The organism is Microbispora sp. NPDC004025, from assembly GCF_053604425.1.
The window spans coordinates 1-16,655 of the sequence record NZ_JBSGHN010000022.1 but is presented as its reverse complement, the minus strand read 5'-3'; the positions used below and the strand labels follow the sequence as shown (position 1 = coordinate 16,655).

Here is a 16,655-nt window from a genome sequence, read left to right as displayed (position 1 = left end):
GCTCCCGGTTTCAGGGGAGGTCTCAGTCCCAGGGGACGTCGAGCAGCCGCTCGAACTGGGCGGCGGCCTCGTCGGGGTCGAACCCGGGAAGGCCGTCCCGGATCAGCTCCCGGGTCCGGCGCGCCGCGTCGAGCCGCGCCCGGGAGACGGCGGCGCGCACCTCCTCCGCCAGCGTCCGGCTGTCCAGGCGCATCGCGCGCGGCCCGAACGCCACGTCCAGCACCAGGCCCTCCGCCGACACGGTGGCCGTCACCTGACCGGAGGCCGCCTCGCCCGTGCCGGTGATCTCCTCGAGGTCGGCCCGGGCCCGCTCGGCCCAGGCCTGGACACGCTCCGCCTGCTCCTCGGCCCGGACGAGATCCTCCTCGCGGATGTCGGCCGGGTTCATGCGAGAGCCGTACACGGCGCCTCCAGTCGGGTCGTGAAGGGTCACAGCAGGTCGCGGGCGATGCGCTCCACGCGATCGCGGACGAACCTGTCGTCCAGGGGCGCGGGGACGTCCGCGGTCTCGGCGAGGGCGGCGTCCATGATCTGCCTGGTCCTGGCCTCGGCGTCCCGCTGGGCCGCGCGCAGCACGGCCGTCACCTGCCGGCCGAGCGCCTCGCGGTCGAGCCGCATGACGCGCGGGTCGAAGTGCAGCTCCACGATCTCGCCCCGGCCGTCGGCCACCGCCCTCATCGTCCGGCCGGGGCTTTCCGCCCGTCCCGTCACGTCGCGGACCAGGGCCCGCGCGTCCTGCAGCCGCCGCATCATCGCCCGGCCCTCCAGCAGCACGCGCTCCAGCAGCTCCGCGTCGCCGTCCGGTGAGGGGGTCGTCATGAGAAAGAAGGTTATCGAAAGGTAGATCAGTGTTTACTGTGATCCGTACGAAACGGGAAGTGGGGGAGTTGAGTCTGCGGCATGGAGTCGGGACTGGAGATCATCCACGACCGGATGAGGCAGGACGCCTCCCGGATGCAGGTGCACGGTGAGGACTACGCCGCCGCGCTTCGCCGGCTCAGGGAACGCGGGCTCGGGGGCGCGGCGTGGCAGGACGACGGCCTGCTCGGCATGCTGGCCGGGCCGTACGCCGAGTGCACGCTTCTGGGGGTGGAGGCGCTGACCGGCCTGTCCGCGGCGATGGGCGACACCGGCGACGGGCTGGGCAGGGTGAGCGCCCGCGTCGGCGAGGCCGAGGGCGCGAGCCTGTCGCGGTCCCGCGACCTGTACGGCGAGCAGTGGGCGTGACGGGGGCCCGACGGTGGGTGTGACGGTTCCCCCGCAGGTGGAGATGATGCTGACCCTGCTCGGCGTGCCCTGGCCGAACGTCGACGAGGACGAGATCCGCAAGGACGCCGCCGCCTGGCGGACCGTGCTCGCGGGCACCGACAGGTCTGGTACGGCGGCGAACGCCACGATCGCGGGGACAGGTGAGGTCTACCGCGGCAGGTCGGCGACGGCGCTGGCCGGCTACTGGAGCGAGACGGGCGGCGAGGGCGGGCACCTGAGCCGGGCGGCGGCCGCCGCGCGGATGGCCCCGGCCGTGCTCGACAACGCGGCCTGGCTGACGACCGGCGTGAAGGTCGCGGTGGCCTCGACCGCCGTCTACACGACCGTGCGGGTGGCCAGGGCGTACCTGGCGGGCGGTCCGCTCGGCGCGGCCCTGGCCGCGGCGGAGATGTTCCGCTCCCGCGCCGCCATCGGGCAGATCCAGCGGGAGGGCGCCGAGGGCGCCGGACGGGTGCTGGCCCCCGCGCTCGACCGCCGGGTCACCGAGCAGTTCCGCCGGATCCTCGAAGGCCTGCGCCGCCCGGGCGGCGGGGGGCCGGTCCCCGCGTTCGCCGGCGCCGGTCACCGCATCCCGGCCCGGGGGACGGTGGGTCCCCGCGCGGCCGCCGGCCGGTTCCCGCACGACGGCCTGGCGCTCATGGGGCGCAGCAACAAGAACGCCAGGAGCGGCGGCAACGGGCGCCGCGGCGGGGGCGGGCGCCGTGGCGGCGGTGGAGGCGGGGGCGGAGGAGGGGGCGGCGCCCGTGCCGGCGAGGACGGCCGGACCGTCCACAGTGAGCAACGCCAGAGCCAGCGTGGCTTCAGCGACGACATGATCGACGACGTCAAGGCGAACGGCCGGAGGAGCCGTGGGCACGATCCCGGCACCTCCGTCTACGAGACGGACAAGCTGAAGGTCGTCGTGAACGACAGGACCGGTAACGTGATCACGGTCATCCGCAAGAAGAAGAGAAGGAACTAGGCGACCTGGGCGCCGGGCGAGGGTGGGAGTCTGACGTGCGCATCGATCACGACAGAGAGAACAACGTCGCCTACATCTACCTGGTCGACGAGATCGGCGAGGGAGAGGCGGTCACCCAGATCGAGGTCGAGGACGACGAACTGCGCGGGGAGATCGTGCTGGACCTGGACCGGGAGGGGCGGCTCCTGGGCATCGAGGTTCTCGGCGCGTCGCGCATCCTGCGGCCGGAGGTCCTCGCCCTGGCCGGCGACGAAGCGGACGACGACGGGGACGAGGGAGACGAGGGCGGACAGGGCGGCGGCGTCGGCCTGCCGCCCTACGAGCCGCATCTGCGCTGAGCTTTCCTTGCGCTGAGCTTTCCTTGCGCTGAGCTTCCCCTGCGTTGGGCTCCGCCTGCGCTGGGCTCTCCTTGCGCTGGGCTCTCCTTGCGCTGGGCTCTCCTTGCGCTGGGCTCTCCCTGTGCTGAGTCCCCGAGGAGATGGAACCGGCCGCCGCCTCTGCAGAGGCGGCGGCCGGGGTCTTCAGAAGCGGCGGCCCGTCAGACGGAGCAGGCGGCGCCGTTCAGGGTGAACAGGTCGGGCGTGGGGTTGGCCCCCGGCGCACCCTGGCCGTTGAAGCCGAAGGTGACCGACTGGCCCGGCCTGATGGTCTTGTTGTACGACTCGTTCGCGGCGGTCACGGTCGCCGCCTGCTGCGAGAACTTGGCGTTCCAGCTGAGGTCGACCTTCTGGCCGCCCAGGAACGACCACTTCAGCGCCCAGCCGTCGATCGCCTTCGTGCCGGTGTTCTTGAGGGTGATCTGGGTGGTGAAGCCCGTCGGCCAGGAGCCATGCGTGGTGTAGGTGACCTTGCACGAGGCCGGAGCCTTGACCGTGCCGTCGCCCTGGTCGGCGATGAAGGCCGAGATCCACGACAGCGGCGAGTTCCAGTTGATCGTCAGCTCGTTGGTCGCCCACGAGTTGATGTCGTCGATGTAGCAGAACTGCGCCACGCAGCCCTTCAGCTTCGCCTGGGCCACCGGGTCCTGGATGCTGGAGTTGGCGCCGCCCGCGAGCGTGCCGCGCGGCGGGTTCGGCAGCGAGGTGTCCAGCGCGTGGGCGTACCACCTGCTGTGCTGGTTCTTCGACGCCACCTCGCCGTAGCCGGTCACGTACGACTGGTTGAGCGCGTTGCGGCCGAAGATGTAGTCCACGCCCTGCAGCACGCCGTCGCGGTACTTCACGTCGCCGGTGAGGTCGAAGGCCGTGGCCAGGACCACCAGGTTGTTGACGATGATGCTGTTCGATCCCCAGTCGTAGTTCGTCGTGTCGTACGGCAGGCCGTACGGGTGGGCCTTCAGCGCGGCGAGGTACTTGTCCGCGCCGGCCACCACCGAGGCGCGCACCTCGTCGCGGCCGGGCAGGGCGTTGGGCACGGTCGCCAGGTCGAGACGGCCGAGCGCCGCGACGTTGCCCCAGTCCATGGCGCCCGTCTTCCAGATGTCGGCCGTGTGGACCGGCGAGGCGAGGACGTAGTCCTTGTACTCCTTGTCACCGGTGGTGATGTAGAGCTCGGCCGCCGCCCAGTAGAACTCGTCGCTGACGTTGGCGTCGTCGTAGGTGCCGCCGCCGACTCCGTCGGCGGTGGAGGCCAGGATGTTCGGGTTCGCCTTGGCCGCCGCCCACGCCTTCTTCGCCGCGGCGAGGTTCTTCGCCGCGAACGCCGCGTCGTACGGCGCGAAGATCCGGGCCGCCTGGGCGGCCGTGGCGGCGAGGTTGAGCGTCGCGGCCGTGGTGACGGGGTGCAGCTCGCGCTTCTGCGCGTCCAGATGCGGCAGCAGCGGCAGGCCGGTCCAGTTCTCGTCGTGGATCTTGTGGTGGGCCATGCCGTCGGGCCGCTGCATCTTCAGCAGGAACTCCTGCTCCCAGCGGGCCTCGTCGAGCACGTCGGGGACGTCGTCGCCGCTCTCGGGGATGTTCAGGCTCCCGATCGGCTTGGCGGTCGCGGCGTTCTTGGTGCGCTCGAACTCGCTCATCAGCTGGGCGACCGAGATGCCGCCGTTGACGACGTACTTGCCGTGGTCGCCCGCGTCGTACCAGCCGCCGGACACGTCCAGGGTGTAGTCGCAGACGCCCGGCTGGCAGGGCACGTTCTTGTCGCCCTGGTTGGGGGCGACGCCCACGTGACCGGCGGGCCGGCCGTACCCGGGACGCAGGGCGTCGTCGATCGCGATGCCGCTGCGCTGGGTGTAGTAGAACTTCAGCGCGTCGAGCTTGAGGTCGGCGTACGCGTCGGGCTTGATGTCGAACGGCCGGCTGGTCTCGCCGTCGGCGGTCAGCGTGTAGCCGGTCCCGGCCTTCACGTACGAGCCGAAGTCGACGGAGTGGACGTTCTGCCCGGAGCTCGCGTCGACGCCGCGCGGGGTGGTCGTGCCGTGCGCGACCACGGTCCCGGCGGAGTTCTTGAGCTGCCACGGCAGCGCCGCGGTGGCGTCGGTGACCACGGTGGCGTTCTTGGGGCCCTTGGGCAGGTAGGCCACCTGGTTCACGCGGACCCGGGGGCCGGTGTCGGGCGTGTAGACGTCCGGCGGCGCGCCGCCCTTGAGCGAGACGTTGTCCACGCAGAACCGCCACGCCGTCGCGCTGCCGCCGATCTGGAAGACGACCTGCGCGTTGGGCAGGTCGACCGGCGAGGTGAACGTGTAGCTGTAGGTGTTGCCCGAGACGCTGAGCTCGGGGGCCGCCGCCACGTACTGCGTGTAGGGGTCGGTCGGGAGCTGGACGAACGCCCTGGCGACCTTTCCGGGGGTCGCGGTGGCGAAGAAGCTGAACGCGTACGTCTCGTCCTTCACCAGCGGGATGTCGTTGACGCCGACGATCGCGTCCCAGGGGTTGGTCGTCCCCGCCGGGACGTCGGTGCAGAGCCGGCCGTCGGTCAGCTCGAAGTTCAGGTTCGCGGTGTGCCACCACGGTTCCGTGGTGGTGTCGAACGTGCCGTTGGGGATCTGTTCCGGGCCCTCCTCCGCCGTGGCGGGAGGTGTGCCGGTCAGGCATGCCGTGGCCAGTGCCGCCACGGTGAGGATGCCGATTCGTCTGAGCACAGTCGTCCTCGGGGGGTGGTGTGGGAGCGCTCCCAAGCCGGTGAGCGAATGGCATGTTTCCTTCGGGTTTCAACGGGCGTCAACGATGCGGGCGTGAAGACGCCGTTGACCGGCCATTGTGAAGCCGCGCAACTGAAACTTTCATTTCCGCAGAAATATCTTTGCAAAATTTCCTTTGCAAAGTAGTGTCCGAGACATGGATCAGGAGGTCTTCCACGTCCGCGATTCCCGGACTCTGAAGGCGGTCGCCCACCCGCTGCGGGTGCGGCTGCTGGGGGAGCTGCGTACGAACGGCCCGGCGACCGCGACCGAGCTGGCCGGGCGCCTCGACGAGAGCTCGGGCTCCACCAGCTATCACCTGCGTCAGCTCGCCAGGTTCGGCTTCGTGGAGGCCGATCCCGGCCGGCGCGACCGGCGCGAGCGCCGGTGGCGCGCGATCCACCGCTTCACCTCCTGGAGCGACGTGGAGATGGCCGCGACCGCCGAGGGCCGGGAGGCCGCGGCGTTCCTGCGGCGGCGCCAGCTCGAGAAGCTCACCGCCGACGTGGAGAACTTCGAGCGCGAGCGTGACCTGTGGAGCGAGGCGTGGGTCGAGGCCGCCGGCATGTCCGACCTGGTGGTACGGCTTTCGCCGGCGACGGTGGCGGCCCTGTACGAGCGGGTGTCGGCCATGTTCCTGGAGGCCGCCGAGCGGGACCGGGACGATCCCGACGCCCGCACTGTCGCGGTGCTGCTGGCGGCCCATCCGCGCCGGGACGACCCGGCGGCCGGGCGTGAGTGAGCGCGGACGGTCGCTCGCCGAGACCCCGCGGCCGGGCATGCGTGACCACGGGCGGTACGCCGCGATCGAGTTCCTCACCTGGCTGCCGACCGGCCTGATGATGGCGCCGATGGTGCTGCTGATGGCCGGGCGCGGGCTGGACATCGCCGAGATCGGCCTCGTCACGGCCGCCTACTCGGTCACCGTCGTCGTCCTGGAACTGCCGACCGGCGGGCTCGCCGACGTGCTCGGCAGGCGGTCGGTGCTCGCCGCCTCGGCCGTCGTCGGCGCGGCGGCGCTGACCGTGATGGCGCTGGCGCACTCCGCATGGGCGTTCCTGGTCGCGTCCGTGCTCAAAGGCGTCTCCCGCGCGCTGTCCAGCGGACCGGCGCAGGCCTGGTACGTCGACACGCTGCACGAGCGGCACGGCCCGGACGCCGACCTCAAGCCTGGGCTGGCGGCGGGCAACGTCGCGGGCTCGGCCGCTCTGGCCATCGGCACCCTCGCCGGGGGCCTGCTCCCGCTGGCCGTACGCCGGGACCCGCTGGCCGCGCCGGTCTGGGCGGCGGCGGGCGCCGCGGTCGTCCTCCTCGTGGCCGTGCTCGTGCTGATGCGCGAACCGGGCCGTACGGCGCGGGGCCCGGGCCGGGCGGCCCGGCTGGCCGCGGCGGTCCGCGACGTGCCGGTCACGATCGCGGGCGGAGTGCGGATGGGGCTGACCGACCGCGGTCTCGGCCGGCTGCTGCTGGTGGCCGCGGCCGGCGGCGTGCTGCTCAACACGATCGAGATGCTGACCCCCGGCCGGCTCGCGGAGATCACCGGGCGGGCCGAGACCGGCGGCGCCGCCTACGCCTTCGTGACCTTCGCCGGGTTCGCCGCCAACGCGCTCGGCAGCTCGCTCGCGCCGGGGGCGGCCCGGCTGGCCCGGGGCTCCGTCCGGGCGGCGGTGCTCGCGACGGTCGTGGTGGCGGCGGCGGTCGCCGCGCTGGCCGCCTCGGTGGCGCTGCGCGGCTGGGCCGCGATCGCCGCCGCGGCGGCCGCCTACGTCGTGCTGTTCACCGCGCTCGCGGTCGCCTCCCTGCTCAGGGCCGAACTGGTGCACCGGCGGGTGGCCGCGGACCGCCGGGCGACCGTGATGTCGGTGGACTCCCTGCAGCTCCAGTTCGGCGGCATGCTCTCCTCGCTCTGCCTGGTGCCGCTGGCGGGGGTCGCCGGCGCCGGTCCGGTCTGGGCCCTCACCGCCGTGGTCGTCCTCGCCTCCGCCCTCCTGTACGTACGCCTCCCCGCCGGTCCCGCCCTGGGGCACCTCCGGTAGAACGATATTCGGTAAGGCGGCACAATCGATTCGGCAGGGCTGCGAGAGGGGCGGGGAGCCGATGAACAAGGTGAGTGTGACCGCGGCGAACGAGGCGCAGCGCGCGGCGTGGCTGGGCGGGAGACTGCCCGAGGTCGAGCGGGTGCGGCCGGGGCTGTGGTCGATCCCCGTCCCGATCCCGATCAACCCGCTGCGCTACGTGCTGGTCTACGCCCTGGAGGTCCCCGACGGGGTGGTGATCATCGACGCCGGATGGAACACCGAGGAGGCGTACGGCGCGCTCGTCGCGGGGCTCGCCACGGCCGGGTACGAGATCACCGACGTCAAGGCCGTGCTGGTCACGCACATCCACCCGGACCACTACGGCCTGGCCGGGCGGATCCGCGAGGTCTCCGGCGCGTGGATCGGGCTGCACCCGGCCGACGCCCGCATCGTGCACGACCGCTACGACGAGTCGGCGATCGAGTCGCTCGTGCAGCGGGAACGGGCCCTGCTGGTCAGGTGCGGCGTGCCGGACATGACGGCCGAGGAGCTCGCCGGGGCGTCGGTCATGCTGCGCCAGTTCGTCACGATGGCGACCCCCGACCGGCTCATCGAGGACGGCGACCGGCTCGACCTGCCCGGCTGGGACCTGCGGGCGGTGTGGACCCCGGGTCACTCGCCCGGTCATCTGTGCTTCGCGGAGCCGGAGCGCAGGCTGCTGTTCTCCGGCGACCACGTGCTCGCCCGCATCACGTCGATGGTCGCCGTGCACCCGCAGTCGGCGGCCAACCCGCTGGCCGACTACCTCGACGCGCTGCGGACGGTGGGCAAGCTCGACGTCGAGGAGGTGCTGCCCGCCCACGAGTACCGCTTCCTTGAGCTGGCCGACCGGGTGGACTACGTGATCGCGCACCACGAGGAGCGGCTGGACGAGGTGCGCCGCGTCGTGGCCGAGGGCGACGGGTCCACCTGCTGGGACATCGCCACCCGGCTCACCTGGTCGCGCGGCTGGGAGGAGATCCCCGCGCACATGCGGCGGGCGGCCAACAACGAGACGCTCGCCCACCTGGTGTGGCTGGAGCAGCGGGGCATGGTGACCCGCGTGCCCGGCGAGCCCGACCTCTGGCACACGCCGTCCGCCTGAAGCCGCCGGGCGCGGGCCGCGGTCAGGCGGTCATCGCCGCGGTGGGGGTCGTGTCCCGCCGCGGGCTCGCGGGAGCGCCGATGTTCAGGTGGGTTTCGAGGTAGGCGTCGACGACGTCCAGGTCGGCGGTCACGGCGGCGACGTAGCCGTCGGGGCGGACCAGGACCCACTGTCCGGAGGCGAGCCCGTAGCCGTCGCGGACGTGCCGGCCGGTGTCGACGATGTCCCCGCGTTCGCCGATGGTGTGGACACGCACGCCGCGCCGGGCGGCGGGGGCGTCGCCGGCGGGCACGTCGTAGCCGATCAGTGTCCAGTGGGTGCCCGTGAAGAGGGAGAACAGGCGGGTGGGCAGGCCGCCGGCACCGGTGACGGGCGCGTCGGGGGCGCGGTCGCCGGCGAGCACGCCCGTGGCGCGCCGGGGGTCGGTGTGGCTGAGCGGCGAGTCGCGGTAGCCGAGGTCGAGCTGGGAGACGTCCCGGTCACGCCTGGTGTCGCCGTTCTTGGCCCCCTCCAGCAGCCGCTTCGACAGGCCGAGCACCGCCTCCGCGATCGGGCGGCGCTCCCTTTCGTAGGACGCCAGCAGCCGGTCCGGGGCACCGGCGAGCACGGCGGCGAGCTTCCAGCCGAGGTTGTAGGCGTCCTGCACGCTGGTGTTCAGTCCCTGCCCGCCGGTCGGCGGGTGGACATGCGCCGCGTCCCCGGTCAGGAACACGCGTCCGGCCTGGTAGGTCCCGGCCAGGCGGGCGTTCATCTCGTACGCCGAGGCCCACGAGACCGAGCGGATCAGCACGTCGTCGCGGCCGGTGCGCTCGCGCACCAGCTCGGTCAGCCCTCGCGCGGACAGGTCGACGTCCACGTCGAACGGGACCGGAGCCTGGAGCTGGAACATCTCGGTGCCGTAGAGCGGGCACAGCATGATCTGGTCCGATCCCCGCCCCCAGCGGTGCCATGCGTCGAATGAGACCCCCTCGGCGACCACGTCGGCCACCACGGCGCGCACCCCGAGGGTGACGCCGTCGAAGGCCACTCCCAGGGACTTGCGCACGAAACTGGACCCTCCGTCGGCGCCCACCAGGTACCGCGCGCGCACGGTGCGCGCACCGTCGGGTGTGAGAACGCGCGCGCTCACCGAGTCCTCGTCCTGGGCGAAGCCGACGAGCTCGTGGTCGTAGTGCGGGGCGTGACCGAGCTCGGCCAGCCGCTCGCGCAGCCTGCGCTCCGTGAGGAACTGCGGGACCAGCAGCGCCATCCGGTAGGGCTCGGCCGGTGTCGGGCCGCCCATGGCCATCGTGGTGTCGACCGGGCCGTCGTCGGTGTAGACGCGCTGGAGCGGATACTCGCCGCCGGAGGCGACGATCTTGTCGATCACTCCGAGGTCCTCGAACACCTCCTGGGTGCGTGGCTGGATGCCCTTGCCTCGTGATCCGACGAACGGGTGCGCGGCCTTGTCGATCAACAGGAAGCTCACGCCCCGGCGGGCCAGATCGATCGCGAGGGTCTCCCCGGCCGCCCCGGATCCGCAGATGATCACATCGACATCGGTCTCGGTCATGTCCGCTCCTCTTGAAATTACGTGTAAAACGCACGCATCTTAAGAAGGGTGGAGAGGGTCCGTCAATCGCGTGCCTGAGAAACAGCTGAGAAAAAGCGGATTCAAGGTGGGGTCATCTGGTTGTGGGAGCAAAATATATGTGCTCGATACACTGAGTCTGTGATGGTGTGCCCGATGTCGCGCGGGCTCGCGCAGTCCTCGCGAGACCGGCGCACCGAGGCCCGCGTCCGTACGGCGGGCCCGCCACCGTGGCGAGATCCGCCTCCCGGTCGTCGGCGGCGCCGCACGCAGACGTCCTAAAATGCCCTTCGCATCCGATCCTCTGGAGAGACCGATCCTCCGGAGATCCAGGAAGGGCCGGAGAGCCAGGAAAGGACGGTGCAGCCGCCTTGACCGCACGGCGACGCCAGACGACGTTGCGCCGTCTCCACGGGGCCATCGTCGACCTGGTCGTGCTGATGAACCTGCCCAGCCGCGACGACGTCCTGCTGGCCGAGGCCGGCGTCTCCCTCGACCGCGCCCTGTTCCACGTGCTCGTCGGCGTCGAGCGGTTCGGGCCGATCGGGGTGGGCGAGCTGGCCGAGCGAGCCGGACGCGACCACACCACCATCAGCCGCCAGGTCGCGAAGCTCGCGGCCCTCGGGCTCGTCGAGCGGCGCCCCAGCCCTGCCGACGCCCGGGTGAAAGAGGCCATCATCACCGCCGAGGGCCGCCGCGTCACCGACGCTCTCGACGCGGCCCGCCACCGCCTCGCCGGTCCCGTTCTCGCGCAGTGGAGCGACCGGGACCTCATGGAACTCGAACGCCTCATGCGCCGCTACGTCGACGACATGCTCGCGGCGACGGCGAAGGCCACCGACGGAGACTAGAAGAGCCCGGACCGGCTTCGCCCACGCCTTCAGGCGCGCCTACGGCTTGCCATCCGGGGCTACCCACGGGCACCGGACGGCTTCCTCGGGCTGAACGGTTCGGGATATCGTTCGGGAAGTACTAGAACGATGTTCTCTTCTGGTCCTGCGAGGGAAGGGTGGCGCCATGTCTGAGGGGTCCGAGCTCAGGTTCGACGGGAGAGTGGCGATCGTCACCGGAGCCGGGCACGGGCTCGGCCGGTCGCACGCGCTGCTGCTCGCCCAGCGGGGGGCGAAGGTCGTCGTCAACGACCTGGGCGGCGCCCTCGACGGCTCCGGCGCGTCCGCGGGCCCGGCGGCGGAGGTCGCCGAGCTCATCGTGAAGAACGGCGGCGAGGCGGTGGCCAGCACCGACAACGTCGCCACCCCGGAGGGCGCGGAGGCGATCGTGCGGACGGCGCTCGACGCGTTCGGCCGCGTGGACGTCGTCGTCAACAACGCCGGCATCCTGCGCGACCGGTCGTTCGGGAAGATGACGGTCGAGGAGTTCGACGCCGTGATCGCCGTGCACGTGCGCGGGTCGTTCCTGGTCAGCCGGGCGGCGTTCCCGCACATGAAGGAGCAGGCGTACGGGCGGATCGTGAACACCTCCTCGCCGGCCGGGCTGTTCGGCAACTTCGGCCAGGCCAACTACTCCACGGCCAAGATGGGCCTGGTGGGCCTCACCAAGACGCTCGGCATCGAGGGGGCGCGGGCGAACATCAAGGCCAACGCGATCGCCCCCGTGGCGTGGACGCGGATGACCGAGTCGCTGCTGCCCGCGGAGTTCGAGGAGAAGTTCACCCCCGAGCGGGTCAGCCCGCTGGTGGCCTACCTGGCGCACGAGAGCTGCGAGACCAGCGGCGAGGTGTTCTCGGTCGGCGCGGGCCGGGTCGCGCGGGTGTTCGTGGCCGAGGGGCCGGGCTGGCGGACCGACGACCTCACCGTCGAGGCGCTCCGCGACAACTGGGAGGCCGTCATGGCCGAGCAGCCCTATCTGCCGACCAAGCTGGGCGAGCAGGCCGGCGCCTCCCTGCAGGCCATGCTCTGACCTCAGGGCTCCTCGCCCGGCTGCTCCGGCGGGCAGGCGAGGTCGGTGAAAAGGTCCCCGGGCCGCCGCGGAACGGGCGCGCGGCCGGGGGGCTGCCTGACCCGCAGATCGGGGAACGGCGGCGTCGGGTTGCGCCGGGACTGCGGCTGCGCGCCGAGCGTGAGCTCCTCACCGTGGTGGGTCAGCGTGATGGGGGTGCCGTGCAGCAGCCGGTACGTCGTGCCGTCCGACGTGACGTCGACCCGCAGCAGCCGGCCCCGGTAGCGCACGCGGAAGGCGAGCCGGGTGATGCCCGAGGGCAGGCGGGGGGCGAAGCGGACGCGTCCCTCCCGTGCCCGCATGCCGCCGAACCCCGCCACCAGCGCGATCCACGCCCCGGCGAGCGAGGCCATGTGGACCCCGTCGCGGGTGTTGTGCTCCAGGTCGCGCAGGTCCATCAGCGCGGCCTCGCCGAGGTAGGCGTAGGCGAGGTCCAGCTGCCCCACCTCGGCGGCGAGCACGGCCTGGGTGGCGGCCGACAGCGAGGAGTCCCTGACGGTCAGCGCCTCGTAGTAGGCGAAGTCCCGCGCCTTCTGCTCGGGGGTGAACGCCTCGCCGCACAGGTGCATGGCCAGCACGAGGTCGGCCTGCTTGACGACCTGCTTGCGGTACAGGTCGAAGTAGGGGAAGTGGAGCAGCAGCGGATACTGCTCGGGCCGGGTGCCCGCGAAGTCCCACACCGCGTGCCCGGTGAACCCCTCGCTCTGCTCGTGGACCCCCAGCCGTTCGTTGTACGGCAGGTACATGGCCGCGGCGGCGTCGCGCCACGTCGCCGTCTCCTCCAGCGTGACCCCGAGCTCCTGCGCGCGGTCGAGGTGACGTACGGCCACGGCGGCGGCGGCGCGCAGGTTCCGCTGCGCCATGAGGTTCGTGTAGACGTTGTTGTCCGCGACGGCGCTGTACTCGTCGGGGCCGGTCACGCCGTCGATGCGGTAGCGGCCTTCGGCGTCGTGGTGGCCGAGCGCGCACCACAGCCGGGCGGTCGCGACGAGCAGCGGCAGGCCGATGTCCCGCTCGAAGGCGGTGTCCTCGGTCGCGTCGACGTACCGCGTGACCGCGGCGGCGATGTCGGCGCTGACGTGGAAGGCCGCCGTGCCCGCGGGCCAGTAGCCCGAGCACTCCTCGCCGTTGATCGTCCGCCACGGAAAGGCGGCCCCGCGCAGCCCGAGCTGTTCGGCGCGCGCCTGCGCGAGGGGGAGGATCGACTGCCGCCACATCAGGGCGTCGGCGGCGGCCCGGGGATAGGTGTAGATAGCCACCGGCAGCACGAAGCTCTCGGTGTCCCAGAACGCGTGGCCGTCGTAGCCCGAGCCGGTCAGACCCTTGCCGGGAATGGGCCGCCGCTCCAGCCGGGCACCCGCCTGGAGCAGGTGGAACAGCCCGAAGCGCACGGCCTGCTGCACCTCGGCGTCGCCCTCCACCTCGACGTCCGCGCCCGCCCAGAAGTCGTCGAGGAAGGCGCGCTGCTCGTCGCACAGCCCGTCCCATCCGGTGAGCCGGGCCGCCGCCAGCGCCGCCACGACCTGGTCGTGCATCGCGGGCCTGGAGCGCTTGGCCGACCAGCCGTAGGCGAAGAACTTGTCCAGCCGCAGCCGCTCGCCGGGTCTCAGCCGGGTGGCGACCGTCACCCGGCTGACGTTGCCGCCGCCGTCGCACTCCGCGTGGGTGCCGTCCGGGCCGTCGATCTCGTGGCGCATCCCCGCCGCGACCCGCAGCCGGCTGGCCCTGGTGGAGTGGACCATGACGCACACGCCGTTGCGCGCGGTGACGTTCTCCTCCAGGACGAGCGGCGCCTCCAGCGCGGCGGCGGCGCGAGGGTCGGCGGTCGGCGACGGCACGGTCTCGTTGGCCACCAGCTCCGACTGGACGACCACACTGAGCGGCTGGTCCACCGGCTCCACCTCGTAGCGGACCGCGGCCACGGCCCGGTGGGTGAACGACACGAGCCGGGTCGAGGTGATCCGCACCTCCGCCCCGGTCGGGGAGCTCCAGCACACCTTCCGGGTGAGCGTCCCCGCCCGCAGGTCGAGGACCCGTTCGTGTGAGTGCAGCGTGCCGTACCGGACGTCGAACGGCTCGTCGTCCACCAGCAACCGGATCAGCTTGCCGTTGGTGACGTTGACGACCGTCTGCCCGGACTCGGGGTAGCCGTAGCCCGCCTCGGCGTACGGCAGTGGGCGCAGCTCGTAGAAGGAGTTGAGGTAGGTGCCGGGCAGCCCGTACGGCTCGCCCTCGTCGAGGTTGCCGCGCAGCCCGATGTGCCCGTTCGACAGGGCGAAGACCGACTCGGTCTGGGCGAGCACGTCGGTGTGCAGGTGGCACTCCCGCACCGACCACGGCTCGACCACGAAGGCGGGATGTTTGATCATTTCTCGTCCAGCAGGTCGGAGAGGTCGGACACCACCACGTCGGCGCCGTTGTCCCGCAGGGCGTCGGCCTGATGCCCGCGGTCCACGCCCACCACGACGGCGAAGCCGCCCGCGCGTCCGGCGGCGACCCCGGCCAGCGCGTCCTCGAACACCGCGGCCTCGGCCGGGGCGAGGCCGAGCGCGTCGGCGGCGGCGAGGAACATGTCGGGGGCGGGCTTGCCGGCCAGACCGCGCCGCCTGGCCACCTCGCCGTCGACCCGCGCGTCGAACATGTCGTCCAGCCCGGCCGCGGCGAGCACGCGTGCGGTGTTGGCGCTGCTGGAGACGACCGCGCGGCGCAGCCCGGCGTCGCGGACGGCCCGCAGGTAGCGCACCGACCCCTCGAAGACCTCCACGCCCTGCCGGTCGAGGATCGCCTGCACCAGTTCGTTCTTGCGGTTGCTCAGGCCGTTGACCGTGGGCATACCCGGCGGGTCGTCCGGCTTGCCCTCGGGCAGGTCGATGTCCCTGGACCGCAGGAAGGTCCGGGTGCCGTCCAGGCGTTTCCTGCCGTCGACGTACCGCTCGTAGTCGCCGGTCTCGTCGAAGGGCACGAACGGAGTGCCGCTTCCGGCCGCCCGCTCGCGCAGGAACTCGTCGAACATCTCCTTCCACGCCGCCGCGTGGACCCGCGCCGTGCGCGTGAGCACCCCGTCCATGTCGAACAGGCAGCCGCGCACCTCGTCCGGCAACCCCAGCATGCGCCCTCCAACCGTTCTCCTGCTCTTCTACCCCGTACGTCGGAAGCGACTTTTGCTGATTCCAACGAAAGGTTGCATCAGATCGATAAAAGCTCTTCCCAGATCAGCAGAAAAGGGGTACGTTTCCAGCCAATCACTGGGACGCGGAGGCGTGGGTGAAGAGGACGACCATCAGGCCGGAGAACGTGCACCAGGCCGCGCTCCTGCGACTGCTGAGGGACGGCGGGCGTTCGCGCGCCGAACTCGGCGACGTGGTGGACTTGTCCCGGTCGAAGCTCAACGTCGAGCTGGACCGGCTGATCGAGCTCGGGCTCGCCGAGCCCGACGGGCTGGCCGCCTCGCGCGGCGGCAGGCGCTCGGGCCGGGTGCGCATCGCGCGTGACATCCGGTTCGCCGGGATCGACATCGGCGCCACCTCGATCGACGTCGCGGTGACCAACGGAGAGCTCGAGGTGCTCGGTCACCTGAGCGAGCCCTGCGACATCAAAGAGGGACCCGGCGTCGTGCTGGACCGGGCCATCGAACTGCTCGGCAAGCTGAGCAGGGACGGGCTGTTCACCGACCTCAGCGGCGCCGGCATCGGCGTCCCCGGGCCGGTGAGCTTCGCCGAAGGCGTCCCGGTGGTGCCGCCGATCATGCCGGGATGGGACCGCTACCCGGTCAGGGAGACGGTCGGGCAGGCACTGTGCTGCCCCACGGTGGTCGACAACGACGTCAACATCATGGCTCTCGGGGAGCTGCACGCGGGCCTCGCACGGCACGTCGAGGACTTCCTGCTCGTCAAGATCGGCACCGGTATCGGCTGCGGCATCGTGGTGGACGGCAAGATCTACCGCGGTGTGTCAGGCAGCGCCGGCGACATCGGCCACATCCGGGTGGACGACCTCGGGCCGGTCTGCTCCTGCGGCAACTCCGGCTGTCTGGAGGCGTACTTCGGCGGTTCCGCGCTGGCGCGGGAGGCCGTCGCGGTGGCGCGCTCGGGCGGCTCGCCGTACCTGGCCGAGCGGCTCGCGGTCGCGGGCACGCTGACGGCCGAGGACGTCGCCGCCGCGGCGGCGCAGGGCGACGCGGGCGCAATCGGGCTGATCCGCGACGGCGGGCGCCGGGTGGGCCAGGTCCTGGCGAGCCTGGTGAGCTTCTTCAACCCCGGTCTCGTGATCATCGCGGGCGGCGTGGCCAAGCTCGGCCACGTGCTGCTCGCGGAGATCAGAAGCGTCGTCTATCGCCGGTCGCTGCCGCTCGCCACCGGAAATCTGCCGATCGTGCTGTCCGAACTGGGCGACACCGCGGGTGTCATCGGCGCCACCCGCCTGATCAGCGATCACGTCTACTCCGACCACGTCTATTCCGGCAACTGACATCGTTGGGAGATCCCCATGGGAGACGAACACCCCCTGCTTCAGATGAGGGGGATCGTCAAGCAGTTCCCCGGCGTGCGTGCGCTGGACGGCGTGGACCTTGAGGTCAGGGCCGGGGAAGTGCACTGCCTGCTCGGCCAGAACGGTGC

15 protein-coding genes are annotated in these 16,655 nt (G+C 71.9%); 9 read left to right on the top strand and 6 right to left on the bottom strand.

Translation table 11 applies throughout. The features are described 5' to 3' along the window. Window positions 1-22 precede the first annotated feature (22 nt). Both ACWEQG_RS36050 and ACWEQG_RS36045 read right to left on the bottom strand, forming a co-directional pair. Complete coding sequence (locus ACWEQG_RS36050; RefSeq protein ID WP_452291774.1) at window positions 23-403, bottom strand: YbaB/EbfC family nucleoid-associated protein; 381 nt, start codon at window positions 401-403, stop codon at window positions 23-25. Between the two features lie 26 nt (window positions 404-429). Continuing rightward, window positions 430-819 carry a YbaB/EbfC family nucleoid-associated protein gene (locus ACWEQG_RS36045; protein WP_452291772.1) on the bottom strand — a complete coding sequence of 130 codons (390 nt, stop codon included), beginning with the start codon at window positions 817-819 and terminating at the stop codon, window positions 430-432. 81 nt (window positions 820-900) lie between these two features. Here ACWEQG_RS36045 and ACWEQG_RS36040 point away from each other — a divergent pair, with 81 nt between their 5' ends. The 3 genes from ACWEQG_RS36040 to ACWEQG_RS36030 are packed head-to-tail and all read left to right on the top strand — an operon-like array spanning window position 901 to window position 2,568. Next, window positions 901-1,227 (top strand): hypothetical protein, encoded by a 327-nt coding sequence (locus ACWEQG_RS36040; RefSeq protein WP_363469756.1) that lies wholly within the window; start codon window positions 901-903, stop codon window positions 1,225-1,227. A gap of 19 nt (window positions 1,228-1,246) precedes the next feature. After that, window positions 1,247-2,230 carry a hypothetical protein gene (locus ACWEQG_RS36035; RefSeq protein ID WP_452291770.1) on the top strand — a complete coding sequence of 328 codons (984 nt, stop codon included), beginning with the start codon at window positions 1,247-1,249 and terminating at the stop codon, window positions 2,228-2,230. Window positions 2,231-2,265: 35 nt separating this feature from the next. Then, a complete protein-coding gene (locus tag ACWEQG_RS36030; protein WP_452291768.1) occupies window positions 2,266-2,568 on the top strand; it encodes a DUF2283 domain-containing protein in 303 nt (100 codons plus the stop codon). 200 nt (window positions 2,569-2,768) lie between these two features. Here the strand turns inward: ACWEQG_RS36030 and ACWEQG_RS36025 are convergent, their stop codons facing one another. Beyond that, window positions 2,769-5,309 carry a glycoside hydrolase family 9 protein gene (locus ACWEQG_RS36025; protein ID WP_452291766.1) on the bottom strand — a complete coding sequence of 847 codons (2,541 nt, stop codon included), beginning with the start codon at window positions 5,307-5,309 and terminating at the stop codon, window positions 2,769-2,771. 196 nt (window positions 5,310-5,505) lie between these two features. Between ACWEQG_RS36025 and ACWEQG_RS36020 the strand changes: the two genes are divergently transcribed. From ACWEQG_RS36020 to ACWEQG_RS36010, 3 genes are all read left to right on the top strand, one after another. After that, a complete protein-coding gene (locus ACWEQG_RS36020; protein ID WP_363469748.1) occupies window positions 5,506-6,090 on the top strand; it encodes an ArsR/SmtB family transcription factor in 585 nt (194 codons plus the stop codon). Then, window positions 6,083-7,384 carry an MFS transporter gene (locus tag ACWEQG_RS36015; protein ID WP_452291764.1) on the top strand — a complete coding sequence of 434 codons (1,302 nt, stop codon included), beginning with the start codon at window positions 6,083-6,085 and terminating at the stop codon, window positions 7,382-7,384. The genes ACWEQG_RS36020 and ACWEQG_RS36015 overlap by 8 nt, the downstream gene beginning before the upstream one ends. Window positions 7,385-7,445: 61 nt before the next feature. Next, entirely contained in the window at window positions 7,446-8,510 is a 1,065-nt protein-coding gene (locus tag ACWEQG_RS36010; RefSeq protein WP_452291762.1) for an MBL fold metallo-hydrolase, read from the top strand. Window positions 8,511-8,532: 22 nt separating this feature from the next. Here the strand turns inward: ACWEQG_RS36010 and ACWEQG_RS36005 are convergent, their stop codons facing one another. Then, window positions 8,533-10,062, bottom strand: coding sequence for an FAD-dependent oxidoreductase (locus ACWEQG_RS36005; protein WP_452291760.1), 1,530 nt, complete (start codon window positions 10,060-10,062; stop codon window positions 8,533-8,535). Between the two features lie 389 nt (window positions 10,063-10,451). Between ACWEQG_RS36005 and ACWEQG_RS36000 the strand changes: the two genes are divergently transcribed. Both ACWEQG_RS36000 and ACWEQG_RS35995 read left to right on the top strand, forming a co-directional pair. After that, entirely contained in the window at window positions 10,452-10,931 is a 480-nt protein-coding gene (locus ACWEQG_RS36000; protein WP_452291758.1) for a MarR family winged helix-turn-helix transcriptional regulator, read from the top strand. A 166-nt stretch (window positions 10,932-11,097) separates the two neighbouring features. Continuing rightward, a complete protein-coding gene (locus ACWEQG_RS35995; protein WP_363469738.1) occupies window positions 11,098-12,000 on the top strand; it encodes an SDR family oxidoreductase in 903 nt (300 codons plus the stop codon). 2 nt (window positions 12,001-12,002) lie between these two features. On the opposite strand, the gene ACWEQG_RS35990 is transcribed toward ACWEQG_RS35995, so the two are convergent. Together ACWEQG_RS35990 and ACWEQG_RS35985 are read right to left on the bottom strand one after the other, a co-directional pair. Then, window positions 12,003-14,408 (bottom strand): glycoside hydrolase family 65 protein, encoded by a 2,406-nt coding sequence (locus ACWEQG_RS35990; protein ID WP_452291756.1) that lies wholly within the window; start codon window positions 14,406-14,408, stop codon window positions 12,003-12,005. Further along, on the bottom strand, window positions 14,405-15,148 hold the full coding sequence (locus ACWEQG_RS35985; protein WP_363469734.1) for a beta-phosphoglucomutase family hydrolase: 744 nt from the start codon (window positions 15,146-15,148) through the stop codon (window positions 14,405-14,407). Before ACWEQG_RS35985 ends, ACWEQG_RS35990 begins: the two co-directional genes overlap by 4 nt. A gap of 155 nt (window positions 15,149-15,303) precedes the next feature. Here ACWEQG_RS35985 and ACWEQG_RS35980 point away from each other — a divergent pair, with 155 nt between their 5' ends. Next, entirely contained in the window at window positions 15,304-16,506 is a 1,203-nt protein-coding gene (locus ACWEQG_RS35980; protein WP_363469732.1) for an ROK family transcriptional regulator, read from the top strand. The last annotated feature ends 149 nt before the right edge of the window (window positions 16,507-16,655 follow it).

What these genes read in the sequence shown, in the direction of transcription:
- ACWEQG_RS36045 (WP_452291772.1), bottom strand. Translation starts at nt 819, where the DNA reads ATGACGACCCCCTCACCGGACGGCGACGCGGAGCTGCTGGAGCGCGTG.
- ACWEQG_RS36040 (WP_363469756.1), top strand. Translation starts at nt 901, where the DNA reads ATGGAGTCGGGACTGGAGATCATCCACGACCGGATGAGGCAGGACGCC.
- ACWEQG_RS36020 (WP_363469748.1), top strand. Translation starts at nt 5,506, where the DNA reads ATGGATCAGGAGGTCTTCCACGTCCGCGATTCCCGGACTCTGAAGGCG.
- ACWEQG_RS36010 (WP_452291762.1), top strand. Translation starts at nt 7,446, where the DNA reads ATGAACAAGGTGAGTGTGACCGCGGCGAACGAGGCGCAGCGCGCGGCG.
- ACWEQG_RS36005 (WP_452291760.1), bottom strand. Translation starts at nt 10,062, where the DNA reads ATGACCGAGACCGATGTCGATGTGATCATCTGCGGATCCGGGGCGGCC.
- ACWEQG_RS35995 (WP_363469738.1), top strand. Translation starts at nt 11,098, where the DNA reads ATGTCTGAGGGGTCCGAGCTCAGGTTCGACGGGAGAGTGGCGATCGTC.
- ACWEQG_RS35990 (WP_452291756.1), bottom strand. Translation starts at nt 14,408, where the DNA reads ATGATCAAACATCCCGCCTTCGTGGTCGAGCCGTGGTCGGTGCGGGAG.
- ACWEQG_RS35985 (WP_363469734.1), bottom strand. Translation starts at nt 15,148, where the DNA reads ATGCTGGGGTTGCCGGACGAGGTGCGCGGCTGCCTGTTCGACATGGAC.